Origin of the sequence: Streptomyces sp. NPDC093544 (assembly GCF_040683495.1) — a bacterium.
In the GTDB taxonomy this organism is placed as follows: domain Bacteria; phylum Actinomycetota; class Actinomycetes; order Streptomycetales; family Streptomycetaceae; genus Streptomyces.
Window position 1 is genome coordinate 116,286 of the sequence record NZ_JBFBEA010000008.1, and the last position, 25,116, is coordinate 141,401.

A 25,116-nucleotide genomic window follows, 5' to 3' on the forward strand; every position below is an offset into this window, starting at 1 on the left:
CACAAGGTGGTGGAAATGACGACCCAGGTAAACAGCACGACGCCTGATCCCGTCGCAAGGATGCTCGCCGACGACGAGGCATCACGAGGGCTCGGCATCGAGCTGCTGCAGCACGGCGACGGGACTGCCGTGGTCCGGATGACCGTGACCCCCGCCATGGTCAACGGACACAAGATTGCCCATGGTGGCTTCCTGTTCCTCCTCGCTGACACAGCCTTCGCCTGTGCCTGCAACAGCCACGGACCCGTGACCGTCGCCGCAGCTGCCGACATCGACTTCATCGCGCCCGCGCACGAAGGTGATGTCCTGGTGGCCACCGCACGTGAACGCATTCGGTTCGGCCGCAGCGGCATCTACGACGTGAGTGTCCTGCGCGGCGACGAGGTGATCGCGGAGTTCCGCGGCCGAAGTCGCACTCTCCGCAGCACGCAACATGAGGAGCCGCAATGAGCAGCGAAGTCATCGTGCCCGAGCACCTGGAAGCACGCCGGGGAGATCCACCTCCCGAGGCATTGCTGGATGACGGCGAACGGCTGTCGCGCGGGGAGATCAGGTCTCTCCAGCTCACCAGACTGCGCACGACGCTTCAGCACGCCTACGACAATGTGGAGCTGTACCGGCACAAGTTCGACGAGGCCGGAGTCAAGCCCGACGACTGCCGCAGCCTTGAGGACCTGTCCAGGTTCCCCTTCACCACCAAGGCCGACCTGCGCGACACCTACCCCTTCGGCATGTTCGCCGTCCCGATGTCGGACGTGCGTCGCGTACACGCCTCCAGCGGCACCACCGGCCGTCCCACGGTGGTGGGTTACACCGACAACGACCTGTCCATGTGGGCCGATGTCGTCGCGCGCTCCATCCGGGCCGCCGGCGGCCGCCCGGGGCACAAGGTCCACATCTCTTACGGCTACGGCCTGTTCACCGGCGGCCTCGGCGCCCACTACGGCGCCGAACGCGCCGGATGCACCGTGATCCCTGCCTCCGGAGGCATGACCGCACGCCAAGTGCAGATCATTCAGGACTTCAAACCCGAGATCATCATGGTCACGCCTTCGTACATGCTCACCCTTCTCGACGAGTTCGAGCGCCAAGGCATCGACCCGCGCTCCACCTCACTCAAGGTCGGCATCTTCGGCGCCGAACCCTGGACAGAGCAGATGCGCCGCGAGATCGAAGAGCGCCTCAATATCCACGCCGTCGACATTTACGGGCTGTCCGAGGTGATCGGCCCCGGCGTCGCCCAGGAATGCGTGGAGACCAAGGACGGACTGCACGTCTGGGAGGACCACTTCTACCCCGAGGTCGTCGATCCGCTCACCGATGAGGTCCTGGCGGAGGGCGACAGCGGTGAACTGGTCTTCACGTCGCTCACCAAAGAAGCCCTGCCCATCATCCGCTACCGCACACGGGACCTGACTCGGCTGCTGCCCGGGACCGCCCGGCCCGGGTTCCGCCGCATCGAGAAGATCACTGGCCGTTGCGACGACATGATCATCCTTCGCGGTGTCAATGTCTTCCCCAGCCAGGTGGAAGAGATCGTGCTGCGGACGCCTGGTGTGGCCCCTCACTTCCAGATCGAGCTCAGCCGGCGGGGACGGATGGACCACATGACGGTCCGCGTGGAGGCACGACCCAACAGCAGTCCCACTCAGCGTCAGGCTGCCACGAAGGCCATCGCTCAGGGAATCAAGGATGGCGTCGGAGTCACCGTCGAGGTTGCCGTCGTCGACCCGGAAACCCTGGAGCGGTCGCTGGGCAAGCTTCGACGTGTGAAGGACACTCGTCGGTCCTGAGCAACCAGGGGGTCGCTGTACGCTCCCTCCCGCAAGGTCCCGCAAGTCTTCACACCTGCGGAGTGAGGGCCGGGCTCCCGTTCTTCGTGGGAGCACAGGGTTTCTGTGCTCCCACCGCCTGCTGGACGGCTCGACACCCACTGGGACGCGGCCGCTGGAGAGATCCTGAATCTTGTTGTGAGGCAGTCAGCCCTGGTGTCGATTCAGGCGAAAGTGAGGCCGACTGCCGACGCGAGGAGAAGCGGGTCTTCCCCGGGTGGCTTGGTGATCAGCCAAGCGGTGGCGGGTCAATCCCGAGGACTGGCAGACAGTCGCCAACGGCGACGAGTTCGATGTCGTTGCGGCGCCGCTTGATCCACTGCTCGCGGGTCAGCCTCCATTGTTTGATCTCCGCCGACTCGCCGCGCCGGGTGTCCCAGGTGACGCCGTTCGGCACGTAGCCCAGGGCTTGGGAGACACGGTTCGAGGGATGGTTGTCGAAGAAGGCATCGCTGCTCGCCTCACGGGCCGCCAACCCATCGAACGCCAGATGCAGCACCGCCTGCCGCATCTCCTTGCCCAAGCCGTCGCCCCGTACGCTCGGGCTGAGCCAGGAGAATGTGGTGACCGTTCCGAACTTGGCGAAGTCAGTGCCGATCAGATCCTGCATGCCCACCGGCTCACCGTCGATGACCACGACGAAGTACAGCCGCCAATGGCTCGCGCTGACCCGGCCTCGACCCCGCCACACCCCTTGTAGCCAGCCCCACTCACGCTCCGGGCTGTCCTCATAAAGTGACATCGGATCGTCAAAGGGCCACGGGGGCTGCGTGACCACGCCCTTGCGGACCGTCGGGACCAATCGCTCCAAGAGCTCATCTGTCGCCCCCAGCAAGGACAGCCGGGGTGTGTGCACCTGCACGTTCAACGGGGGGTACGCGGACAAAGGCGAGGCAGTCGTCGGCATGGGCGCAACTCTAGGGGGCGGCCAACATGGCGCGCATCAGATAATTCGGCCCGGAGCCTGAGCACGGCGATCCTCCCACCGGCATGACGCCGGCCACCCACCCTGCGGCCACTGCACGACTGTCGATGGAACGCTGCCCTGTGTCAGGATGCGCCTCCAAACAACCACCGATTGCCGCTCTTACTTACCGGGCACTCTCGAATAGGTGGATTCAGCACCCCAGCGGAACATCGACGCCCAGACATGCGTAGGATCTCCAAGCTATTGCAGGCACATTGACTGCACGTGCTACCGGGGTTCTTGTAGCCGTTGACGCCTGAACCCGAGGAGAGGCTCACGCAATGCCTGATTCCCCCGTCCCGACCACCAGTTTGACCTCGCAATACAGCGCTCAGGTCGCCGAGGATCTCAGGCGCAACACCAAGGAACAGGACCGTCTCAGCTCCGAGATCGACGCTCTGCAAGAGCAACTCAACTCGCTCCAGAGCGACCACCTGATTCTGCAGAGCCTCCAGCAGACGCTGAGCCAGCAGGCCACGTCCGAGCCAAAAACTCCCCGAGTTCCCGACACGGCCTCCGTGCCGGCGCAGCAGCAGGCGGAGACCACCTCCAAGCCCACCAACGCGAAGCCGAAGAGTGCAGCCGACAAGTCGTCTCGCGGCAAGTCCCGCGCAGGCCAACCCACGCTGATCGACCTCATCCGCACCCACCTCGACGAGCAGGCAGAGCCGCGCTCAGCTGCGGAAATCACCGTTGCGCTCGGCGGGAGCCATCCCGACCGGAACCTCAAGAACACGGTCGTGCGCACCACCCTTGAGAACCTCGTGGCCAAGAACCGCGCCCGGCGCCTCAAGCAGGGCCACTCGGTCTTCTACGTGTCCCCCGGGGGCAAATCCGTAGCGGATACCGAGGCTGCCGCCACCTCCGGCTGAGAGGCGCCCCTCTCGTCCGCAGGCACATGGTCGACCCGGCAATCGGCCGACTCGCGCCCCCGCGGATGGTGAACCGCCGCCGGCACGCCGCGGATTCACCAGTGAATCCCGGGCAGGACTTCCTGTCGCAGGCTTGTCCAGGCGGGGCTCAACTCTTTCCTACCTGTACACAGAAACTATCCGGAGAGATTCTCTCCAGATTCCAATTGCGTTCACCCATGCGGAGAAAGTGTCTCCACATTCAGCTGGTCAAGTCCAGCTGAATACCCTTGCCCGTTGGTCATGGTTGTGTGGTGGGGAGCGCAACCTCATCAGCTTGGGTCCGCTTATCTTTGTGGGCTGCGGCGTCGCAGGCAGGGCATGGTCACTTCAGAGCCTGCCCCACGACATCGATGTCGCGGCCGTTGAGGGCGCCCACTTGCCAGAAGCGAAACTGGTCGAACGTGTTGCTCTCGGTGAGCAGGATCGCGCTGGTGAGCGAGGAGAGCACCGCCGAGGCCGCCGCTCCGGCCAGGGCGAGCTTCACCGGCGTTGCTCTCCTCACGGCCGAGGCTGCCGATTCCGTAGACAAGAGTGGCCGCCACGCACGCCCCCAGGAACCCGAACCAGATGTACTGCGCGGGCTCCGTCAGCGACAGGAAGCTGACGGCGAAGACAACGGCGACGGATGCGCCCGCGTTGATGCCGAGCAGCCCGGGTCGGCGAGCGGGTTGCGGGTGACGCCCCGCATCAGGGCGCCTGCCAGCCCGAGAGCGACACCGGCCAGCAGACCGGCCAACGTGCGCGGGAACCGGACCTCCTGCACGATGAGTTGGCCGCGTACCGACCGGTCGGGGTCGAACACCGCGTCGATGACATCACGCAGCGGGACGTCGCCCGATCCGACGGTGAGGCTGACACCGGTCATGACCGCTACTGCCAGCGCCAGGAGTCCAAGTCCCGTGACCAGCGCGGCAGTCCCGTGGCGGCGTCGGCCGGCGGCCGGCTTCCCGGCGGGCAGCGGCACGGGCGCCGTGGAGAGGGTCACAGCCGGTTGGTGCGGTGCGGCGCACGCTCGGTGGACAGAGCAGGTTCGAAGCGCATGTGCGTGGATTCCTTGGACACGACGGACGTACAGCAAAGCGCCGTACCGGAGACAACCCCTCCGGTTCGCTAGGTAAGGAACCTGACATCAGCCAGAGCGCTTTGGGCAACCCACACCACGGCGGCGATCGACCTCGACACGCGACGACATCCGAATACGTAAGGCACCAGAGCGAGTTGACACCTCGCCGCGACCGACGGCAGGGCACTCCTTCCGCCGACGCGGCGTGTGATGACCGAGGGGCTGGAGCGATGCCAGAGAAGAGCCGCTCATGGTGACCAGTGAGGCAGCCGTGACACCCTCAGGGAACAGGGCCGCCGCGACCAACGGCAGCCCCGCAGGCGATCCCCCGTCGGCCTCCCCGCAAAAGACTGGGGTGTGATCAACAGGGTTACCATGTGGACATGACTGAGAGTTCCCGGGGAAGCAAGCCGACGGATGGCGGCCGCCCCCTGAGGCGAGACGCCGCCCTCAACCGGGAAAGAATTCTGCAGGCCGCACGCGAGGTCTTCGGCCAGCGTGGATTGGGAGTCACACTCGATGATGTGGCCCACCATGCCGGAGTCGGCGTCGGCACGATGTATCGCCGCTTCCCTACCAAGGAAGCCCTGGTACGTACCCTGTTCGAGCAGGATCTCGCATCGCGGCAGGAGTCGGCCGAGAAGGCGCTGGCTCACCCCGACCCCTGGCAAGGCCTCGTCGACTTCCTCATGGAGATGACGGCTGACCTCGCCGAGAACCGCGGCCTCCACGAAGTGATCATGCTGGGCAGCCACAGCTCCGAGCCCATGGAGACGGCGCGTGGCGGCATGCTCCCCTTCCTCGGAGCCTTGATCCGCCGAGCCCAGGAGAGCGGGGATCTCCGGGCAGAGGTAACCCCTTCCGACATCCCCGTCATCCAGCAAATGCTGAGCTCCGCCACCCAGTTCACGCAGGGGAAGCGGCCGGACATCTGGCGCCGCTACATCGAGGTCCTCCTGAATGGCCTCCGAGAGCGCCCCGACAATCCCCCACTGACGACTCCAAGCCTCAGCGACGAGACGGTGGAGCAAGTGATGGGACTAGTCAGGCCCGCACAGGAAAAAGACTAGCGAGCCGGTGGCGGGACCCCGTCGGTGTCTACATGCAGGGCCCCACTCCGGAACGCAAGGAGTAGCCGGGCGGCCATGACAAACCACGGACCGCGATCACCCCAGCAGCAATAGCCATTGATCTTGGGGGCGCGCGCCGCCTGGATCGGGCCGCCTGACCCAGACCTCCCCATCCGGCTGAAGTTTCCGCCGCAGGAAGGCCTTCAGAGCCTGAGCAGCCCCCAGGTGGGCCATCCATGCACTGCACATCGACCAAGGCGATGCTATCGTTTTCAAGTGGAGAGATTTTCTCCACTTAGTAAGGAGGCTCACATGGCCACGCGCAGCACGCTCAGCGTGATCGCAGGGATCACGCTTCTCAGTCTGGGGGTGACGGCCTGCTCGTCCGGAGGGTCCACAGCATCCGCAGGGTCCGCGTCCCCCTCCGTCGCGGCAAAGCCCGCCGCCTGCCCAGAGGCCTCCAGCGGGACGCCCAGCGACGCTCCCTCCGGGGCCTCCAGCGGCCCTCCCGCCGGGGCAATTCCCACGGCCAAGACGGTGAAGCCGACCGACACCAGCACCAGCACCGTGATCAATCCGGACGGCCCGCAGATCGAGTGCGGCAAGACCGGGGTGACGGCACACCAGGACATCACGTACTCGTCGCCCACGGTCAGCGGTAAGAAGCTCGACCTGAAATTGGACCTTCAGGTGCCGAAGACGACGGGCAAGAAGCCCCTGGTCGTCTACATCACCGGAGGCGGGTTCGTGATGGCTGACAAGTCGGCCAACCTCGGCCAGCGCACCTATGTGGCAGAGCAGGGTTACGCGGTTGCGAGTATCCAGTACCGCACGACGACGACCGGCTCCACCTACAAGGACGGAGTCGCCGATGTGAAAGCCTCCATCCGCTATCTGCGAGCCCACGCCGACGAGTTCGGCATCGACACGAGCAAGGTGGCCGTCTGGGGCCAGTCGGCAGGCGGGTATCTCGCAGCCATGGCTGGTGCCACCAACGGGACGAAGCAGTTTGATTCGGGGGACAACCTCGACCAGAGCAGTGACGTCCAGGCCGTTGTCGACGAGTTCGGCGCCGGCGACCTGGCAAAGGTCGCCGACGACTTCGATTCGGAGACCAAGGCTACGTATATGGCGCCTGGCAGCTTCATCAATGCGTACGTATTCGGCCCCGACTCCACCAAGACCGTCGAGGCGGACCCCGCCGCGAACAAGGCAGCTGACCCGGCCACTTACCTGGGCCCGGACTCCGCTCCCTTCATCCTCCTCCAGGGGGACAACGATCACATCATCTCCCCCAGCCAGTCGTTGATCCTTCTCAACGCTCTCAAGGCAAAGGGAGTGGAGGGCACTCGCTACGTCGTCAAGGGAGCCAACCACGGAGACATGTCGTTCCTTGGTGACCTCAAGGCCGGTGTGCCGTGGTCCACGCAGAAGGTGATGGGCACCATTACCGGATTCTTGGACAAGAAGCTCGGAAACTGATGTCCGGTGGCTGCGTTCGCGGCGACCAATGGTGAGTCCCCAATCCCGCGACTGCAGCCCGCGTGCGGACGTGCGGCTGCCTCCGGACCTCCTCCCTCACCTAAAACCGCTTCCTACAAGGCCAGTTGCCATGGGGAGTGGGCGGCGAGATGGGAGAACAGGCCGCTGCTTCTCGGCTTGTTGGTCAGTGTTCCGGCGCGGCAGCTGAGTGATCTTGAGAAGTCGACGGCGGCGGGGAACCGACTACGCCTGCCTCCCCGCGGCCTTCGCGGCGTTGGTGCATGTGATGCAGGGCACCGAGCCGATCTCGAACTTTCCGACGTCATTCCCGTCATGTCGCTGACCCAGTTCGACCCGATGGGAGGCCTCCTGTCATCCCCCACACCGTCGGCTCCAGAGGGCGGCACGCGCCGCACTCAGGACTCCGGCGCGCACTCAGTCGGTCGCCTCGTCGGGCGATCAACAGAGTTGGCCCTCGTCGACCAACTCTTCAGTTCGGCTGCCACTCGGGGCATCGCTCTCATGCTGACCGCCGAGGCAGGGGTGGGCAAAAGCGCTCTGCTCGACGCCGCGGCGCTGCGGGCGTCCGAGGGAGGCTTCCGAGGTCTGCGTGTCGTCGGCTCGCAATTCGAACAGAGCGTCAGCTTCTCGGCCCTGAACCAAATTCTCCAGCCACTGACTGAAGAGATCCCTGTCCTGCCTCCGCGGCAGGTGGAAACGCTCCAAGCGATCCGAGGACTGTCTGAAGAGCAGCCGACCCAACTGCTCGCCATCGCCGACGCTGTACATGTCCTGCTGTCCCAGGCCGCCGCAAGGAGTGGCCCCCTTGCGCTGGTCATCGACGACGTCGCATGGCTGGACCGGCCCAGCGCCGCAGTCATGGGCACGGTCGCCCGCTGCATACGGACCAGTTCCGTGGTCCTGCTGGCAGCGTCCAGGACCGGCGACGAGTCCTTCTTGAGCAGCACCGGGATACCTACGCACGAGGTTCAGCCCCTGGATGAGGACTCCGCGGATGAGCTGGTGGCAGAGCGGTTCCCGGCCATGGCGGCCAGGGTTCGTCGGCGTCTTGTCACAGAGGCCGGCAGAAACCCCCTGGCTCTGCTGGAGTTGCCCGTCACACTCAATGAGGCGCAGCGGACAGAACGTGGACCGCTACCGGCTGTTCTGCCGTTGTCCGAACGCCTCAAGAAGATCTTTTCCGTACGGGTCGCCGCCCTCCCGGACGCGACCCGGAAGCTGCTCTTGCTCGCCGTCCTGGACGGCTCGGGTGAGCTGCACATCCTTGAGCGGGCCGTGAGCAGCTCCGACGGTCTCACCGGGTTGGGCCCCGCCGAGAGGGCCGGACTGGTCCAGGTCAATTCCTTGACCGGCCGTCTCGTCTTTCGTCACCCTCTCACTCGTTCCGCAGTCATGGAGCTGTCGACGAGCGCTGAGCGTCGATGGGGGCATCGGGCACTGGCGAGTGAACTTCCCGAAGGATCCGAACGCCGGGCCCGGCACCTGGCCGATGCGGCCGTCGGCCCCAACGATCAGGTGGCTTCCCTCTTGCACGAAGTGGCCTACAGCACGCTGCGCCGCGGCGACGCCGTCGGTGCCATCACCACCCTCCTACGCGCTTCCGAGTTGAGCAGCACGGGGACAGCGAAGGGACGAAGGCTGGCCGAGGCGGCTTGCCTGGGCGCCAACATCACCGGTGACCTCCGCAACGTACGCGCTTTGCTGGACAACGCAGCGCTCGCTGATCCCATGGGCGCTGATTCCCTCGCGGCCGCCACAGCAGCGGCCAGCCAACTCCTCAACGGCGAAGGCGATGTGGACACTGCTCACAAGCTTCTCGTGGGCGCGATGGACAACCATGCACGACTGAGCCGAGCAGACGACGACATCCTCAGCGAAGCGCTGCACGTACTCCTCTTGGTGTGCTCCTACAGCGGCCGGACGGAGCTGTGGCACTCCTTCGAGAGCGCGGTGAAGCAGATCGAGCCGCGATCTCCCGATCCCCTGCTGCCAGTGGTTCGCGGTGCCTTGAGTGATCCCACCCACGGGGCGTTGTCCGTGCTGGACACCCTCGATGACCTCATCTTCGGCCTTCACCGGGAGGCCGACCCCAGACGCATCATTCGGACCGCGGTCTCCGCTGCCTATGTCGACCGCCTGCCCGGCTGTCGCAGTGCCCTGCGGCGTGTCATCGACGACGGCCGAGGCGGAGGAGCCATCGCCTCGGCGATTGACGCCCTCTTCCTGCTGGGGAACGACGCCTACACCAGTGGACAGTGGGAGGACCTTCCGGAAGTCACCAATGAGGGTCTGCGCTGGTGCGCAACGTACAACTACCGCCTGTCGGCATGGGAAGGCCGTTTCCTGCAAGGTCTGCTGGCCGCCTCGCAAGGTGACAACCAAGCCGCACAACAGATCGCTGACCGCCTCGTGTCCTGGGGGAACCCCCGAGGACTGGGTACGTTGCGCGTGTACGCCTCCCACATCCGGGCCCTGTCCGCACTCGGCGGCGCGGACTTCGAAAGCGCCTACCGCCATCTGAGATCGGTGGGCACGGCTGGCCGGCTGCCACCACACATGCCCCATGCTCCGTGGCTCTTCCTGGATTTCACCGAAGCCGCCGCTCGTACGGGCCGCCACTCCGAAGCCACCGAACACGTCGCAGCGGTCAGACGAACCGACATCCCGTCCATCTCGCCACGGCTGGCCATGATGACCGATGCCGCCGAGGCCGTGGCCACCCTGGACGTCATCCAACATGATCTGTTCGAGAGCGCCATTGCCGCCCCCAACGCCGAACGATGGCCATTCGACTGGGCACGGATCTGCTTGGCCTACGGCGAGAGGCTGCGCAGAGCCAAAGGAGGCGTCGCGGCCCGCGTCCATCTCGACGCCGCACTCAGCACGTTCCAGCGCCTGAGTGCCAGGCCTTGGAGTGCACGGGCCGCGAACGAACTCCGGGCAAGCGGTATCCCTGTCGGGACCGTGGTACCTGGTGAGGACCGGCACTCCTTACTGACTCCGCAGGAACGGCAGATAGCGCAGCTGGCGGCCACCGGGCTGACCAACAAGCAGATCGCCGCCCAGCTTTTCCTGTCTCCCCGCACCGTAGCCACACACTTGTACAGCGTCTTTCCGAAACTGAACGTCACCTCTCGCGCCGGACTGCGCGACGCACTGACCTGTCTGTCGCAGTCACCGCCAATTCCGGTCACGTCCGCGGGGGCATTGCGAACCTCAGCCCTCACCCACTTCTGCCGTCTTCATCGCACTTCGGGACGCTCCCGGAAGAGGTCGGCATGCATGAGGTTGTTGACACCTGAGCGTGTTGTCACGGCGCACCGATGGAGGTCCGGAAGATCGTGGTGCGCGTGAGCGTTGGCTCCGGATATGCAGATCAGTGAGGCTTCCAGAGTCAGCGGCGTGAGTGCGCGATCGTTGCGGCACTACGAGGATGAGGGATTGATCGTCCCCGGGCGTTGCAGCAATGGGTTCCGTGACTACTGCCGGTCCACTATCGACCGGGTGCTCCTTGTCCGCTCGTTGCTCGGGTCAGGGTTGCCCGTGCGGCTGATCAGGGAGATCCTGCCCCGCCTCACTGACGAATCCGACGTCAGCACGGATGTGGTGTGCGCGGAGTTCCTGTCCGAGGTGCAGAGCTATCGCGATCGACTTGCTGCACGTATCGCGATTCTCAGCGATCAGCAGTCGGCACTCGACGCCTACCTGCGGGAGGCCCGACGCGCTGCTCTCTGAACGTCGGTTGACCTTCACGTAAGTGTGAGACTCCTACGGTCCGTCCATGGAGATCAACGAGCAGCAACACATGACCGACCAGACGGTACGAGCACTGGTCCAGCAGTCACATCAGGGACCGAAGGACCTGACACTCACGACCGATCGACGTCGCCCCGCCCCAGGGCCCGGCGAGTACCTGATCCGAGTGGGCGCCGCCGGGGTCAACTTCGCGGACGTCATGCAGACCCATGGGACTTACGGAGGTGGCCCGCAGGCCCCCTATGTGGCGGGCTTCGAAGCCGCCGGCGAGATCGTGGGTGTCGGAGCGGACGTAGAGGCCCCGATTCGGATCGGCACCCACGTCGTCGGAGCCGGTCCGGGCGCTTTCGCGCAGTACATGACGATGCCGGCCGTGGGTGTGATCCCCGTGCCTTCCGGTTGGAGTGACGCCGAAGCCCTCGGCCTGGTGCTGAACTGGGCAACCGCTCTGGCAGCCCTGAAGCCGTTGGGCGAGATCAAGGCGGGTGAGGTGGTGCTTGTTCATGCGGCGGCCGGAGGCGTGGGACAGGCGGCCGTCCGCCTCGCTCACCATTACGGTGCACGCGTGATCGCCACGGCGTCGCCGGCCAAGCACGACACCGTCAAAGCGCTCGGTGCCGACGAGGTTTTCGACAGCGCACAACCCGGCCTGGCCGAGGAGATCAAACGCCTGACCGGCGGGGTCGACCTGGTCCTGGAATCGGTGGGACAGGCCACATTCGAAGTCAGCCTGTCGGTCACCAAACCCTTCACCGGACGCGTCATCGTGTTCGGTGCCGCATCCGGCAACGCCACTTTGACCACGCACGACCTGGTCTTCACCCACCAGGTCCAGCTCAAGGGCCTGCACATCGGCGCCCTGGCGACCGCAGCACCATCCCTCTATCAGTCGTTGCTCGTCGAGATCGAGGCACTCATCGCCCAAGGGACATACCCGCCCGGCGCGCCCCAGGTTCACCGCCTGGCAGACGGGCCGGCAGTGCTGCAGCAACTCGAAGCCGGCCGGACCTGCGGCAAGCACGCCCTCGATCCCTGGCGCTAGGAACGCCGATGCCGCGACAACTGATCGTCCCGGGCTGAAGCGGCGCCGGTTCATCGATCCCCGGGCCGCTACTCCTGCTCTGCCGAACCGGACACACGGACCCGCTCGCGAAGACCGCCGAGAATTAGCCCGAACTCGAAACGGGCGTCGAAGTTGAGGATCTCCGAACCGCGGCCCCGCTGAAGCCCATGGGGGCGTGTCCGAGCCGGCTCGACCTGGAACAGCACGGCGGCCAGACCGTCGAAGGCGTCCGTGTCCGTGTTGTCCGGCGGCCCCCGGCAATCACTCCCGCGATCTGGCGCAACCGCACCCTCCCCACACCCACTTGTCAGTACGCCATTTCCGACTGCTGCAACTGGGCCGCGAGGGACACCAGGAGCGCATCATCGGCGTACCGCGCGCCCAGCAGCACGCCGATCGGCAGGCCCTCGGCGTTCCGGGTGAGCGGGACGGTGATCGAGGGCATGCCCGTGAGGTTGTAGATCCCGGTGTACGGCATGAACGCGGTCATTCTGGCGAACTCGGCCGCCGGATCCGCGTCGTTGCGCAACTCCCCGATCCGCACCGGTGGTTGGGCCAACACCGGGGACAGGATGACGTCGTAGGCGGCGAAGAGCAGGTCGGTGAGCATCTGTCCGAGGCCTCGGAAAGTGGACAGCGCCGCGTGGTATTCCCGCGCGGACACCCCGTCGGCGACCTCCCTCAGCCAGGCCGTGAAGGGCATCAGCTCGTGCTCGCGCTCCGGCTTCACCTCGTACGACGCCGCCTCCACCGACCAGACACGGGTGAACGCCGCCACGATGCCCCCGTCGGGAGGCATCTCCAACTCCCCCACCTCATGGCCCAGCGCGGTGAGGGCCGCGGCGGCGCTGTCGAGCGCGTCCGCGCAGTCGGGGTGCAGTACGGCGCCGGGCACCATCGGGTCCCGCAGCACCACGACACGCAAGGGCCGGGGGTCGCGGCGTGCGTGCTCCACCAGGGTCGCGCCAAGCGGGTGTCCGGGCGCGGTGTAGACATCGCCAGGCATCGGCCCCGCCATCACGTCGACCAGCGCCGCCGCGTCGGCCACCGTACGGGCCAGCGCGCCGTGCACCGAAAGTCCTGTGACGTCGGGGCGCAGCGGCCCGTTGCTGATCCGGCCCCTGCTCGGCTTCAGTCCCACCAGGCCGCAGACGGAGGCGGGGATGCGTACCGAACCGCCGGCGTCGGTGCCGTGCGCGAGCGGGGCGAGGCCCGCCGCGACGGCCGCCGCCGCACCGCCGCTGGAACCGCCAGGCGACCGCCCGGGGCTCAGCGGATGCCGGGTCGGCGGCCCGAGCCGGTTCTCGGTGTAGCAGGGCAGCCCGAACTCGGCGGTGTTGGTCTTGCCCAGCATGACCGTGCCGGCCTCCCGCAGCCGGGTGGCGACGTGGTCATCGGCGTCGCTGACGTGGTCCGCGAAGGCCGCCGAGCCCCAGGTGCACCGCACCCCCTCCACCTGGACAAGGTCCTTGATCGGTACGGGCACGCCGTGCAGCACGCCCAGCCGCGTGCCGTCCCGGCGAGCCGTCACGACCTCCCGCTCGGCCTGTTCCGCCTGGGACCGGGCGAGTTCCGCCGAGACGGTGAGGTACGCGCCCAGCTCCTCGTCCCTCTCGTCGATACGACCGAGGTAGTGGTCGGTCAGCTCGATCGGGGAGAGGTCGCCCTTGGCTATGGCGGCCGCCTGTTCGAGCGCCGTCATCTCATGAAGATCGGACATCCCGTCAGATCCCCTTTCCGCCGCGGGCCAGCTTGAGGAGTCCCGGCGCCAGAGCGGCGAGTGCGGCGACCCGGCGCAACCTGGTGGTCACACGCTGCCGGTTCGAACGGGCCTGTTGGTGCACGTCGATGTACACCTCCGGGCGCACGGTCGCCCCGGAGAGCAGCTTCACCACCATGTGGGACGTGAGGGCGCCGAACATCAGGGCGACATAGGTGACCTGCGGGAAGCTGTAGTCCGGCCGCCCCAGATTCGCCTTGACCTCGACGAGCATCTCCACCGGCACATAGCGCAGCGGCACGGCCCGCAGCAGCAGCTGCCAGGACGTGAGCCGGTCCAGATCGGCCTCGGCGATCGCGCCGTCGAACGGCTCCTTGATGTACCGGTAGTCGTAGCAGCGCACGTACTGCGCGCCCGCGATGTCCCACCCGGTGACCAGCGGCAGCCGCCGTTCCAACGCGAGGCGGTGGAGGAGGTGTTTGGCCCGCCACCCGTCCATGGTCGTCACGTCCACGCCGTCCACGATGATGTCGCAGTCGCCGACCAGTGCCGCCGCCGTGTCCTCGGTGACACCTTCCGGGAAGACCTTGACGCGGGCGTGCGGGTTGATGGCCTCCACCCGCTCACCGGCGACCGTGGCCTTGTTGCGGTCGACGTCGGTGGCCGCCGCGCTCTGCCGGTTGAGATTGTTCACCTCGTACGTACCCGGGTCGGCCAGCACGAAGGAACGCACCCCCAGCCGGGCGAGCGGCTCGACGGCGGCCCCTCCGATGGACCCGCACCCGGCGACGAGCACGGTCGCATCGCGCAGCACGGCCTGCTCCCCGGGGCTGACAACGCCCTTGTTACGAGTGGTCAGTTCGCCGTAGAAGTCCTTCTCGCCGGTATGCAGCTCGCCGGCTCGGAGCTCCTCCGTCTTGAACTCCTCGGCCTGGTAACCGCCCATCTACGACGCCTCCCTCATGCGGTAAGCGCCCGTCCGGCGGGCGGTCATGGCGGAGACCAGTCCCACGAGTGTCATCCCGTCCGGGCCATCGCCGAGATACTCCTCGATGAGGTCCATGTAGTCGCCGAGGTCGTCGTGGACCGGCGCCACGAAGGGAACGGCGTTGACCGTCTGGTCGTAGATCGGAGCCATGATGTCCGTCTCGGGCAGCCACGGCGAGGTGCCCCGGTCGACCTGCAGGTCGAAGCCGGTGAGCCGGAAGTGCCGTATCGCCACCTTCTCCTTGGCGTCGCCCAGCATGACGCGCATACGACCCTCGGAAGCCGAGATGACCCTGCCGAGGCCCAGCAGCAGATGCCAGGGCACGCGTTCGGTGGCGGCGCCGGGCGGCAGGTCCAGGTCGCGTACGAACCGTTTGATCTCGAAGGCCTGGTGGGTGCTCATCCCGTCGGCCGCGAAGCGGGTCAGCAGGTCGATGTCGTGCGCCACCTCGGTCGAGAAGCGGCCACGGTCCGGATGGTCGAACGGCAGGGAGACCGGGTCCTGGGAGCAGCCCAGACTGATGTATCCGCGGATCCGGCCTGTACGGGTGCACAGGCTCACGGTGTGGACGTTCTGCACCCCCTCCGGGTGCCGGACGGTCTCGCGGAACACCGCGCGCTCGTACACAAGTTGGGGTGATATCCAGCCCAGCCGCAGATACTGCACGAGCCGGAACCCCATGATGCCGTTGAGGTAGCGCAGCGGAAGCTGGTCGTCCTCGACAGTGAGGGTGATCAGCTCGTCCCTCGGGTCGTACGCGACGTAGAGCGGGTCGCCGACGACATGGTCGGGCAGAGACCGGAAGTCCAGGGTGGAGTGGAGCCGGACGATGTCCGAGATGTACCGTTCCCGTGCCGGTAACTGGTCCGTCATATCAACTCTCCGGAGTAGAGACTCTCGGTGACGGCGAGGGCCAGCACCTCGGGCGTGCCTTCGTAGATCCGCGCGCCGTAGGCGTCGCGCAGCCGCTTCTCCATGCCGAAGGACTTCACATAGCCGCGGGCGCCGGTGAGCGACATGGCCATGTCGGCGACGTCGATGGCGACCCGGTCCGCGAAGAGCTTGGCCACCGCCGGTTCGTACTGCGGGGCGGGGAGTTCGTTGTCCACCTTGTGGGCCGCCTTCATGTACAGCAGACGGGCCGCGTCGACCTTCGCGGACATCTCGGCGAGCTTGAACGCGGTGAACTGGTGCTCGCGCAGGGGCAGTCCACCCTGGACCCGGGTGTCACACCACTCGATGGCCTGTTCGAGGGCACCTCGGGCCACACCGACGGAGATCCCAGCGACGGAGGCGCGTGCCATGTTGCTCTGGGCGATGTTGATGGCCATGCCGTCGCCCTCCTCGCCGATCATGTTCTCGGCGGGGATCCGGACGTCGTGGAACTCCAGTTCGCTGCCGAGGCAGAGCCGGTAACCCATCTTGTCGGCCACCGGTCCACGGACCACACCCGGCAGGTCGAGCGGCACCATGAACGAGGTGAGGCCGGTGGCACCCGGCGCGCCCTCCATGTTGGCGAACACCGAGGCGAACGCCGCGACCTGGGCGTTGGTGATGAAGCGCTTCTTACCGTTCAGGACGTAGTGGTCGCCGTCGCGGCGGGCGGTCATCACATCGCGGGCGTGCACCGCGTTGGCCGGGATGATCAGATCGCAACCGGCCTCCTCCTCAGTGACCGCATTGCACGCGAGGACCGGCGCGTCACCCGAGAACATGGGCAGGAAACGGGCCTGGAGCCGCGGGTCGCCGGAAAGCAGCACCGGGGTCTGCCCTAGCATGGCGGCGCCGAAGATGAGGGCGGTGCCGGCACAGACGGACGCCACCTCCTCCAGGGCGACCGCAGCGCCGATCATGCCGAGGCCGAGGCCGCCGTAGTCCCTGGGCACGGCGACCCGGGTGAGGCCGAGGGCGTGCCCCTGGGCGACCATGTCCCAGTCGAAGTCGTCGGCCGGCGCCCCGTCGAGGGCGGTCACTCGGGGCGCGACGACCTCCCGGGCGAATTCCCGTACCTGGAGGCGGAGTTTCTCCACGTCCCCGGGAAGTACGTCGAAATTGAGCTCGAGCACGTCGTTGTTCGTCATGTCTCTCCGAAACTCTGATCCGAATGCCAGGGGAAGTACCGAATTGCCGCTTCATGCGGTCCTTCGGGGTTCTCAGGCAGGAAGTCCCTCTTGCGCCGCCAGTTCCGGATACTGGTCGAAGGCGGGCCGCAGGATGGGGACGAGTTCCAGTACTCGGGCGACCTTGCCGCGGATCCGTACTTTTCCGGTGGCGATGGCGGTCGGCATCATGAGCTTGCCGAGCCAGAGCTGGTGCGCGGTGTCGCTGGACATCTTGATCTTGACCGTCGCCTCTTCGGGCGCGTCCGCCCCAACTGTCAAGGCGTCTGCGGACACGTGCACGACGCAGTCCGGGTCGGTCTGGGTCAGCCGGATGGTCAGGTTGCTCGCGCGCAGCTGCGAAGTGAACTGCTCGTCCTTCAGCAGGATTTCGAAGAGAGTGCCGAACACTCGCTCAGCGACTTCGGTCGACTCGAAAACAGCCATGAATTTCTCTCCCAACAACGATGCCCGACAACAAACTGTTGTTCGGCGTTCACCGCATCCTAGGAATCCACCAAGGGCTCGGACGTACGTACCGACAGACCAGGAAAAGGAAGAGGAAGGAATATTGAAAGAGAACGAGCGCGTCATATCACGTGCCCGTATACGGGGCGAATCGGCGCGACGTCCGGGGACAGTGCCGTTCCCCACGCTCGCCCCCACGCCCGTGCCTCAACACCCCGCGCGGAGGCCGGAGATGACACAGGGCCGGCTCGGCCGTCGTCGGCACCACTGGGCATTCGGGGCGCGGGCATCGTAGATTGAAAGGGTGACAGCCGAACGTTCGCCCGCCACCGCCTCGCAGGAATGTCTCGTCTTCGGCCCGCTGGAGAACCAGATCATGGAGGTTCTGTGGCAGGGCGCCGGACCGATGACGGTCCGCGAGGTCCTCGGCGTGCTCAACACCGGTCGCGAGACCCCCTTGGCGTACACCACCGTCATGACCGTACTGAGCCGTCTCGCCGAGAAGGGCGCGGCCAGCCGCACCAAGGCGGGCCGGGGCTACGCGTACTCGCCCTGCGTCCCGGACGAGGCGGCGATGGCCGTCCGTGAGGTCATTCGCGACTTCGGGGTGAGCGCGGTCGGCCACTTCCTGGACGAGATCCGCAACGAACCCGGCCTTCGCGAAAGCTTCGAGAAGCTGCTGCGCGAGGGCCCCGGTCACTGAGCCGACGCACCTGAACGCGCCTGGACGCACCGAGTGAACCGGCCTCTTTCAGGATTCCTTCACCATCACCGCGCGCCCTTGCGCCTCCAACTACTATGCTCGCGTAGTAGCTTGATGGGGCGGCACCCGGTGCGGAGGCGCCTGCCCCTCTCACAGGAGGTGCGAATTGAGCACGACATTATCTGCAGGCGCGGCTGTGCCCCGCCGTGGACTGATCATGGCGGCCCTCGGCTGCTGTTTCCTGATGGTGATGATGGACAACACCATCCTGAACGTCGCCCTGCAGACGATCCAGGAGGATGTCGGCGCGACCAACGCCGAGCTCCAATGGGCCCTGGACTCCTACATCTTGTTCTACGCAGCCCTGATGTTCTCCTCAGGCATCCTCGCCGACGCCTTCGGCCGCCGCCGCGTCCTGGTGATCGGGCTTGCCGTCTTCGCCGTGGCCTCCGCGCTCGCCGGCTTCGCCGACACCCCCGGGGAACTCATCTTCTGGCGTGGCGTGATGGGCGTTGCCGGTTCGGTCGTGCCGCCGGCCACACTCGCGGTGATCAACGGCATCTACGCCCCGGAAGAACGCGGCAAGGCGATCGGCATCTGGTCGGCGCTGGGCGGTCTGTCGATCGCCCTGGGCCCGATCGCGGGCGGCTTCCTGCTCGAACACTTCTGGTGGGGCTCGGTCTTCCTCATCAACGTCCCCATCGCCGCCCTCTGCGCCGTCCTCCTGCTACTGGTCCTCGCCGAGTCCCGGTCGGCGACCAAACCGCGCATCGACTACGTCGGCGTCCTGCTGTCCATCACGGGCATCGGCTCCCTGGTCTACGGGGTGATCCGCGGCGGTGAGACCAACGACTGGACCGGCATCGAGGCCCTGGGCGCGATGGTCGCCGGAGTGGTCCTGCTGGTCGTACTGGTCCTGTTCGAGAACCGCACCGTGCAACCGGCGCTGGACGTAAAGCTGTTCCGGAACAAGTCCTTCGCTGCGGGCACCGCAAGTCTCGCCCTCTCCTTCTTCGCGCTGACCGGCGGCACCTTCCTGATGGTGTTCTACGTCCAGGCCATCCGCGGTCACACACCCCTCGAACTGGGGCTCATCCTGCTGCCGGTGGCGGTGGGCGCGGTCGTCTCAGCCATCCTGAGCAACCCGTTGGCCATGCGGTTCGGTCCCAAGGCCGTCGTCACCACCGGCCTGCTGCTGCTCACCCTGGCGTTCACGGGGCAGGCGACCATCGACGCCGCCACGGCGCTCTGGTGGTACGAGATCCTGCTGGGCGTCTCCGGATTCGGCCTCGGCCTGGTCATGGGCACGACTACAACGACCACCATGGCCGTCGTCTCGCCGGACAAGGCCGCCATCGGTGCGGGCGTCAACAACACACTGCGGCAGATCGGCGCCGCCCTCGGCGTCGCCGTCCTCGGCTCGATCCTGTCCGTCTGGTACCGGAACGAGTTGGGCAGCGCTGTCGACGTACTCCCGCAAGGTGTACGGGAGACGGCCTCGGAGTCCCTGGGCGGCACCATGGTCGCCGTCCGCGAACTCCAGCAGGCCGGTGGGCTGTCGGCCGAGGCGCAGGAACAGATTCCCGGCCTGCTGGCCTCGGCCCAGGACGCATATCTTTCGGCCATGCACGTGAGCTTCGCGGTGGCCGCCGGGGCGCTCGCGCTGGCCGCGGTGGTGGCCGTGCTGTGGCTGCCCGGCCGAATCACCGTACCCACGGGCACGGACACGGACACTGCCGAGCAGCAGACTGCGGCGGACGCCCCCGCCGAGGCGACGCGGTAACCCGGCCGCCGTGGTCAGGCGGGGTGGGGTCGGGTCGGCCTGGGTGCCGGATGCCGCGGTGCCGCGGTGCGAGCGGAGTGCTGTCGCACCGCGCCCCGGCCGGCTTCGGGCACCCGACCGGGGCGGGTTGCTGAAGCGGACCTGGCCTTCAGCAACCCGGATCACCGACAACCGGCCCTCAACAGCGAGGAATTCAGCAGCCCGGCCCGTCAACAGCCTGGGTCTTCAGCAGGAAACCACGCCCCCGTACGGTCTCTATGGCCAGCCCGACGGACACGACCTTCCGCCTGAGCCTCATCATGTGCAGGTCGAGGGCGTTCTGGCTGGCGGACCGATTGGCGGACAGGAGCCGCTCCGCCAGCTCGGCACGGCTCGCCATGCCCGGGCGACGCTGCACGAGCCCGCGGAACACCTCCGCCTCGGAGACCGTGAGCGGCAGGACCGCACCGCCGTAGCGGAGTATCCCGTCCTCGTCCACGACGGGCGGAGCACTGTGGGACGTGGCTTTGAGGTGCAGTGACGCGATCCGGGCCTTTAACTCCCCGGCCTCCACGGGCTGTCGCACCCAGTCCTCGTGCGCCCCCGCCAACTCGGGCACCCGCGCACCACGGGCCACCACGATGAGGCAGGGCAGCCCCTGCATCCGGAAGCCCTCCAGTTTTCCTGACTCGGCAGGCCAGCGGACGATCTTCACGTCCAGCGACTTCATGTCTTCCACGGATGCTTTCCCTTTCGTGCGCTCTCGTGCTGCGGCACATGACGAAGCGGCGCCGGCCATGCGGACGCCTGCGGAGCTGGCGGGATGGACCCCAAGGAGACAAAGGGAACACGGCAAGTGTGTCCCTGCCCAAGGCCGTTGAAGTAGAACGAAACACCCCGCTGTCGCAGACACCAAACGAAACCGCGACCATACCGGCTACAAATACAACCGCATAGAGTTGCCCCAAATCGGGCATTCCCAGCACAGGCGGAATTAGAATGCTGGAAAATGAGACAAACAAATCATGGCAGCAATTCCCTGTACGATCAGACCAGACTCCCGCATGTAGCACAAAGAGCAGACTCGACACCCAGCCCGACAGGCCAATCAGGTAAACTTTACGGAACGTTGACCCAAGCGATTGCACGCGGCCCCCCAGCCCCTACAGTTCAGACGCCCACGCGATATGAGGGCCGCCAATCCGTACCGGCACCCGTACCCTTTCGCGCCGTGATTCACTCCCCCCTCCAAGGAGTTGCACGGGCATTTTACTCTCGAACGTTATCACTCTCCGCAACCATTCCATGTAAGTGCCAGCCACTTCTAGGCGAAGGTGAAAGGTCCTTGCACAAATGGGCATGCGCAAGGGCTGACGCAATAAGATGGTCTGCCCTGGTTGCCGTGACCGGGGGGCGGTTCCGCCGTAATGGCTGGGCAAGAACCACCCCCGGCTGGGACTACGCGGTCGTGGCGCGCTTGATGATGTCGGCAACCGCGTCGGGCTGCGACAGGTGGACGGAGTGACTGCCCATGACCTCCGAGACCGTTGCGCCGGCGCGCTCGGCCATGGCTCGCTGGGCAGGCGGCGGAATCATGTGGTCATCCTCCGCGACGAGGTACCAACTGGGCTTCGTACGCCAGACAGGGTTGGTAACGGCGCCAGACAGGGCGTCGACGCCCCACGGAACCTGCGAGTCAGCCATGAACTTCGCCTGCTCGAGAGGGAGATCCCCGGCGAATGCGGCTGGGAACCGCTCCCGGTCCAAAAGGAGGTAACAGTCCTGAGGCGGGGGAATCGGCGGGACAGGCGCGCCGGGCGAGGGGTCAGCGATGAGCGAGTTGACAGACTCGCCCTTGTCCGGGGCAAATGCCGCGACATAGACCAGAGCTGAAATCTTGGCGTCCAGGCCCGCTTCGGTGATCACTACACCGCCATAGGAATGCCCTACGAGAGCAACCGGACCATCCTGAACAGCGACCACTCGCGGCGTAGCTTCTACATCGCCGGCGAGCGATTGTGTTGGATTTTGCACAACGCTGACTTTGTAGCCGGCCTTCACAGGGTGATCATGAACTGTCTGCCACCCGGACCCGTCCACGAATCCACCATGAACGAGTACGACATTCCGTACCGCAATCTCTGCTGTCATATGTCATAGCCCCGTCTCCGCCAGTAGACCGGTGACCCTGTTCTTCAAGTCACTTCGATCCTAATTGCGGCGCTGCCTGTGGGCTTCCATCAGATGACGTAGATGCTCGCGTCCGAACGTCGAGATGGACGGCGGTATCGGCGCCGTCGAACAACGCGAGACCGGATTGGCGCGGGATGTGTCCGTCGTCCCACTGGAGTACGAACTCTATGGGAACGGTGATCTGCCTCGCCGTCTCTGCAATGGAATCGGGCCAGAAAAGACCGAAAACCGCAGCCGTGATCCTGCGTTCGCTCGCCGTCAACGGCACCCGGGTCGCGGTACCCATGTTCAGGCCGAAGTAGCCGACCGGCCCGCCGGCGCCGATCCGCGACAGCTTCCCGCCGATCAACTGTGCACCGGCCTCGGTCTCCTGAAGCTCCGGCAGGGCCCAAGGTGCAGCGGGCGTCCGTTCCTTCTCCGCCTACCCGGGTCCACCGAGCCGGAGGGCGTCCCTCATCTCGCTGAGCTTCGCGGTCGTCGCGGGGGTGCACTCCTTCGCCTGTCCGCCGAGACTGAGAGCATCCTCAATCTCGCCGAGCTTCGCGGAAGACAGGGCGCCCGCCCGCTCGATCAGGTCGTCCCGGGACACGGTGGTCAGCCACGTGCAGGGGGTGAAGCCCGGACGCGGGAAGGCGAACCGGAGCACGCCCTCAAAGGGCAGTCCTTCTATGGCGCCCACGTCCACTTCGACGCCCAGACCGCTGATGTCAACGACCGCCGGAGCGACGACCTGCATCACCCGGATCCCGGACACGTCGTCTCCCGACAGGATGACGACCAGCCGCCGTTCGTCGAACTCCACCCACCAGACTTCACCACGCTGCACATGTCCTCCTGTGGTCACGGTAGCCACGCTCCCACGACCGCCGCCCGCATCGGCGCCTGATGGATAGCCAGCAGCAGCCCGAGGGCTCCGGTCTCGCCGGCCTGGGCCCTGCGTACGAGTTCCGCATCCGTGGGTGGCTTGAGGGAGAGCATGACCTGAACGCCTCCGTGCCGACGATCCACGCACCGTGTGCTGCCTGGGAGATGGAGTCCTGATGCTCCCACTCGGCGATGCGTGCAGGATAGACCGCGTACGTCAGGTCGACGGGGCCCTACCGAGGAAGTCAGGGAGCGGTCGGTCGCCTTCAGGACAGGTGTGCGGGCTCCGGCAACCGGCTTCCGTGGAGGCCGGCCGGGACGGGGCAGGGCAGCTCCACCAATGTGACTGGTGTGGCGCGCGTGAGGCCGTGTTTGGCGATGCCGTCGCCGGAGACGGCGTACCGGTAGCAGTTCGGGCGCCCGATGAGGGTCTCATTGTGCGTGGGGAACTCGGCTGCCCGGTCGCCCAGTTGGGACCCGGTTACGCGGCCGCCGGTTGCCGGGTTCAGGGTCCCGCGGTGCAGGATGGCGTGGATCTTCGCTCTCCCGGGACATCGCAGGCAGGCAGCCCGTACGGCCGCAGATCCGCCTTGGACCTGCAGCCGATGCGCTGCTGGAGGAGCACGGACCATGCGCGCTGGGCGTATCCGATGACGTCGGCCGCCGGGCGCGGGCCAAGGGCTATCCGCCGGACGCCTGCCTGATCAGGTCGACGACCGCGTCGGGCTGGGACAGATACACGGAGTGGCTTCCAGGGACCTCCACGGTCGTCGCCCCGATGCGCTCAGACATCGCCCGCTGCGCCGGCGGAGGGATCATGCGGTCGTCGGTGGCCACGAGGTACCAGCTCGGCTTGGTCCGCCAGGCAGGCTCCGTAGCCGCTCCCCCGAGGGCGTCCACGCCCCACGGAACCTGCGAGTCGGCCATGAAGCGGGCCTCCTCAAGGGGCAGATCACCCGCGAAGGACTCCGCGAACCGCTCACGGTCCAAGAACAGGAAGCCGTCCTGCGGAGGCAGGATCGGGGGCACGGGAGCGCCCGGCGGCGGATCGGCGATCAGGCTGTTCACCGACTCGCCCTTGTCCGGGGCGAAGGCTGCAATGTAGACAAGGCCCGCGACGCTGTCGTGTCGGCCTGCCTCCGTGATGACCACACCGCCGTACGAGTGCCCGACCAGAACGACCGGGCCGTCCTGCGCCTCGATGACCTGGTGTGTGGCGGCCACGTCGCCCGCCAGGCTCAGCGTGGGGTTCTGGACGACACTCACGTTGTAGCCCTCACCCACAAGCCGGGTGTACACCGCCTTCCAGCCGGAGCCGTCGACGAACCCTCCGTGAACGAGCACGACGTTCCGGATTGCCGAGTTTGCGACCATGACCTTCCCCTTCGTCTGCGATGACCGTTTCATCGGGCACTTTGAGGCTAGGACGTCTTGGCATCGGCCGCTTCTGTCAAATGACGTAGGTCGGGCCAGGGTGCCCTGAGGAGTCACGCTCGATCGTGCAGGCGTACGCCGGATGGAGACGGACAGGCAGGCCAGCGGCATAAAGTGTGAGCGTTGCCAAGCTTGTTCTCTATCTACCAGGGTCGGCGGCCAGCGGCCGGGCGAGCCTGAGCTGGGTGTGCGCGACGACCAGGAGCCAGGTCCAGCGGCCGGCGCCTCGGGTGTACGCAGTTTCGGGGTGGTCCAGCCGCCCGATCCGTTCTGCTCCTTCTAGGGCCTACGCCCCTTTCAGGAAGCTCGCCGTCGGAGAATGCGGACGCGCCTACGGAACAGACTGCCGCCACGAACACGCCTCGAACGCCGGTGCGGGCGGCTCAGCAAGGGCCGCCCACACCGGCGTTCACGTGTCGCTGTGCGATCCGCGCGTCCCGGTGATGGTGGAAGTGCTCCCGCATCCGGCTGACCAGGAACACTTCGTAGTCCATCGCGAGGCCGAACAGGACGTCGATCAGCAGGATGGGCACGAAGCTCACGACCGGGGCCGCCGCCGCGACCTGGAACAGTCCGGAGAGTTGGCCGTCCTGAAAGACCCATACGGCAGCGGTTCACCTCCGCTCGCGCGGAGAGCACGCCACCTTTTCGACCGTGACCATGGCCGTAACCGGTTCACCTCCGCTCGGGTTCCGCCGCCAACCGGAGCGCACGCGC

At 66.4% G+C, this 25,116-nt stretch carries 22 protein-coding genes and 3 pseudogenes; 10 read left to right on the forward strand and 15 right to left on the reverse strand.

The annotated features are described in order from the left end of the window. Positions 1-60 precede the first annotated feature (60 nt). Both paaI and paaK read left to right on the forward strand, forming a co-directional pair. On the forward strand, positions 61-450 hold the full coding sequence (paaI, locus tag AB0N66_RS14055) for a hydroxyphenylacetyl-CoA thioesterase PaaI (RefSeq protein WP_365433093.1): 390 nt from the start codon (positions 61-63) through the stop codon (positions 448-450). Beyond that, complete coding sequence (paaK, locus tag AB0N66_RS14060) at positions 447-1,793, forward strand: phenylacetate--CoA ligase PaaK (RefSeq protein ID WP_365433096.1); 1,347 nt, start codon at positions 447-449, stop codon at positions 1,791-1,793. The genes paaI and paaK overlap by 4 nt, the downstream gene beginning before the upstream one ends. A 268-nt stretch (positions 1,794-2,061) precedes the next feature. Here the strand turns inward: paaK and AB0N66_RS14065 are convergent, their stop codons facing one another. Next, entirely contained in the window at positions 2,062-2,739 is a 678-nt protein-coding gene (locus AB0N66_RS14065; protein WP_365433099.1) for a GNAT family protein, read from the reverse strand. 341 nt (positions 2,740-3,080) lie between these two features. On the opposite strand from AB0N66_RS14065, the gene AB0N66_RS14070 reads away from it, so the two are divergent. Next, positions 3,081-3,671 (forward strand): hypothetical protein, encoded by a 591-nt coding sequence (locus tag AB0N66_RS14070; RefSeq protein WP_365433102.1) that lies wholly within the window; start codon positions 3,081-3,083, stop codon positions 3,669-3,671. A 376-nt stretch (positions 3,672-4,047) separates the two neighbouring features. On the opposite strand, the pseudogene AB0N66_RS14075 reads toward AB0N66_RS14070, so the two are convergent. Then, positions 4,048-4,578, reverse strand: a pseudogene (locus tag AB0N66_RS14075) (iron chelate uptake ABC transporter family permease subunit); the annotation flags it as partial. A gap of 581 nt (positions 4,579-5,159) precedes the next feature. On the opposite strand from AB0N66_RS14075, the gene AB0N66_RS14080 reads away from it, so the two are divergent. After that, positions 5,160-5,846, forward strand: coding sequence for a TetR/AcrR family transcriptional regulator (locus AB0N66_RS14080; protein WP_365433628.1), 687 nt, complete (start codon positions 5,160-5,162; stop codon positions 5,844-5,846). Positions 5,847-6,154: 308 nt separating this feature from the next. Here AB0N66_RS14080 and AB0N66_RS14085 read toward each other — a convergent pair whose 3' ends face one another. Next, the gene (locus AB0N66_RS14085; RefSeq protein ID WP_365433104.1) at positions 6,155-6,373 is read right to left on the reverse strand and encodes a hypothetical protein; all 219 of its coding nucleotides are present in this window, start codon (positions 6,371-6,373) and stop codon (positions 6,155-6,157) included. A gap of 10 nt (positions 6,374-6,383) precedes the next feature. On the opposite strand from AB0N66_RS14085, the gene AB0N66_RS14090 reads away from it, so the two are divergent. Genes AB0N66_RS14090 through AB0N66_RS14105 form a run of 4 tightly spaced genes read left to right on the forward strand, consistent with a single transcriptional unit; the run spans position 6,384 to position 12,147 of the window. Further along, positions 6,384-7,328, forward strand: coding sequence for an alpha/beta hydrolase (locus AB0N66_RS14090; RefSeq protein WP_365433107.1), 945 nt, complete (start codon positions 6,384-6,386; stop codon positions 7,326-7,328). Positions 7,329-7,334: 6 nt separating this feature from the next. Next, positions 7,335-10,703 (forward strand): LuxR C-terminal-related transcriptional regulator, encoded by a 3,369-nt coding sequence (locus AB0N66_RS14095; RefSeq protein WP_365433110.1) that lies wholly within the window; start codon positions 7,335-7,337, stop codon positions 10,701-10,703. A 15-nt stretch (positions 10,704-10,718) separates the two neighbouring features. Beyond that, a complete protein-coding gene (locus AB0N66_RS14100; protein ID WP_365433113.1) occupies positions 10,719-11,084 on the forward strand; it encodes a MerR family transcriptional regulator in 366 nt (121 codons plus the stop codon). Positions 11,085-11,130: 46 nt separating this feature from the next. Further along, entirely contained in the window at positions 11,131-12,147 is a 1,017-nt protein-coding gene (locus AB0N66_RS14105) for an NADPH:quinone oxidoreductase family protein (RefSeq protein ID WP_365433116.1), read from the forward strand. A 328-nt stretch (positions 12,148-12,475) separates the two neighbouring features. Here the strand turns inward: AB0N66_RS14105 and AB0N66_RS14110 are convergent, their stop codons facing one another. From AB0N66_RS14110 to AB0N66_RS14130, 5 genes are all read right to left on the reverse strand, one after another. Next, positions 12,476-13,888 carry an amidase gene (locus AB0N66_RS14110; RefSeq protein WP_365433119.1) on the reverse strand — a complete coding sequence of 471 codons (1,413 nt, stop codon included), beginning with the start codon at positions 13,886-13,888 and terminating at the stop codon, positions 12,476-12,478. A 4-nt stretch (positions 13,889-13,892) separates the two neighbouring features. Continuing rightward, positions 13,893-14,834, reverse strand: coding sequence for a ThiF family adenylyltransferase (locus AB0N66_RS14115; RefSeq protein ID WP_365433122.1), 942 nt, complete (start codon positions 14,832-14,834; stop codon positions 13,893-13,895). Then, a complete protein-coding gene (locus AB0N66_RS14120; protein WP_365433125.1) occupies positions 14,835-15,749 on the reverse strand; it encodes a hypothetical protein in 915 nt (304 codons plus the stop codon). Beyond that, entirely contained in the window at positions 15,746-16,957 is a 1,212-nt protein-coding gene (locus AB0N66_RS14125) for an acyl-CoA dehydrogenase family protein (RefSeq protein WP_365433128.1), read from the reverse strand. The genes AB0N66_RS14120 and AB0N66_RS14125 overlap by 4 nt, the downstream gene beginning before the upstream one ends. A 72-nt stretch (positions 16,958-17,029) precedes the next feature. After that, positions 17,030-17,422, reverse strand: coding sequence for an SCP2 sterol-binding domain-containing protein (locus tag AB0N66_RS14130; RefSeq protein ID WP_365433131.1), 393 nt, complete (start codon positions 17,420-17,422; stop codon positions 17,030-17,032). A 325-nt stretch (positions 17,423-17,747) separates the two neighbouring features. On the opposite strand from AB0N66_RS14130, the gene AB0N66_RS14135 reads away from it, so the two are divergent. Beyond that, on the forward strand, positions 17,748-18,146 hold the full coding sequence (locus AB0N66_RS14135; protein WP_365433134.1) for a BlaI/MecI/CopY family transcriptional regulator: 399 nt from the start codon (positions 17,748-17,750) through the stop codon (positions 18,144-18,146). A gap of 196 nt (positions 18,147-18,342) precedes the next feature. After that, positions 18,343-19,929, forward strand: a complete 1,587-nt coding sequence (locus tag AB0N66_RS14140; RefSeq protein ID WP_365433136.1) for an MFS transporter — start codon at positions 18,343-18,345, stop codon at positions 19,927-19,929. 193 nt (positions 19,930-20,122) lie between these two features. Here the strand turns inward: AB0N66_RS14140 and AB0N66_RS14145 are convergent, their stop codons facing one another. The 7 genes and pseudogenes from AB0N66_RS14145 to AB0N66_RS14175 form a co-directional block, all read right to left on the reverse strand. Then, the gene (locus AB0N66_RS14145) at positions 20,123-20,638 is read right to left on the reverse strand and encodes a winged helix-turn-helix domain-containing protein (protein ID WP_365433631.1); all 516 of its coding nucleotides are present in this window, start codon (positions 20,636-20,638) and stop codon (positions 20,123-20,125) included. 728 nt (positions 20,639-21,366) lie between these two features. Continuing rightward, complete coding sequence (locus tag AB0N66_RS14150; RefSeq protein WP_365433139.1) at positions 21,367-22,059, reverse strand: alpha/beta hydrolase; 693 nt, start codon at positions 22,057-22,059, stop codon at positions 21,367-21,369. Between the two features lie 145 nt (positions 22,060-22,204). Next, positions 22,205-22,438, reverse strand: a pseudogene (locus AB0N66_RS14155) (alpha/beta hydrolase); the annotation flags it as partial. An 84-nt stretch (positions 22,439-22,522) separates the two neighbouring features. Then, the gene (locus tag AB0N66_RS14160) at positions 22,523-22,927 is read right to left on the reverse strand and encodes a type II toxin-antitoxin system PemK/MazF family toxin (RefSeq protein WP_365433634.1); all 405 of its coding nucleotides are present in this window, start codon (positions 22,925-22,927) and stop codon (positions 22,523-22,525) included. Between the two features lie 14 nt (positions 22,928-22,941). Next, positions 22,942-23,079 (reverse strand): hypothetical protein, encoded by a 138-nt coding sequence (locus tag AB0N66_RS14165; RefSeq protein ID WP_365433141.1) that lies wholly within the window; start codon positions 23,077-23,079, stop codon positions 22,942-22,944. A 567-nt stretch (positions 23,080-23,646) separates the two neighbouring features. Then, positions 23,647-24,339, reverse strand: a complete 693-nt coding sequence (locus AB0N66_RS14170; protein ID WP_365433144.1) for an alpha/beta hydrolase — start codon at positions 24,337-24,339, stop codon at positions 23,647-23,649. A 488-nt stretch (positions 24,340-24,827) separates the two neighbouring features. Then, a pseudogene (locus tag AB0N66_RS14175) lies at positions 24,828-25,004 on the reverse strand (MMPL family transporter); the annotation flags it as partial. Positions 25,005-25,116 lie beyond the last annotated feature (112 nt).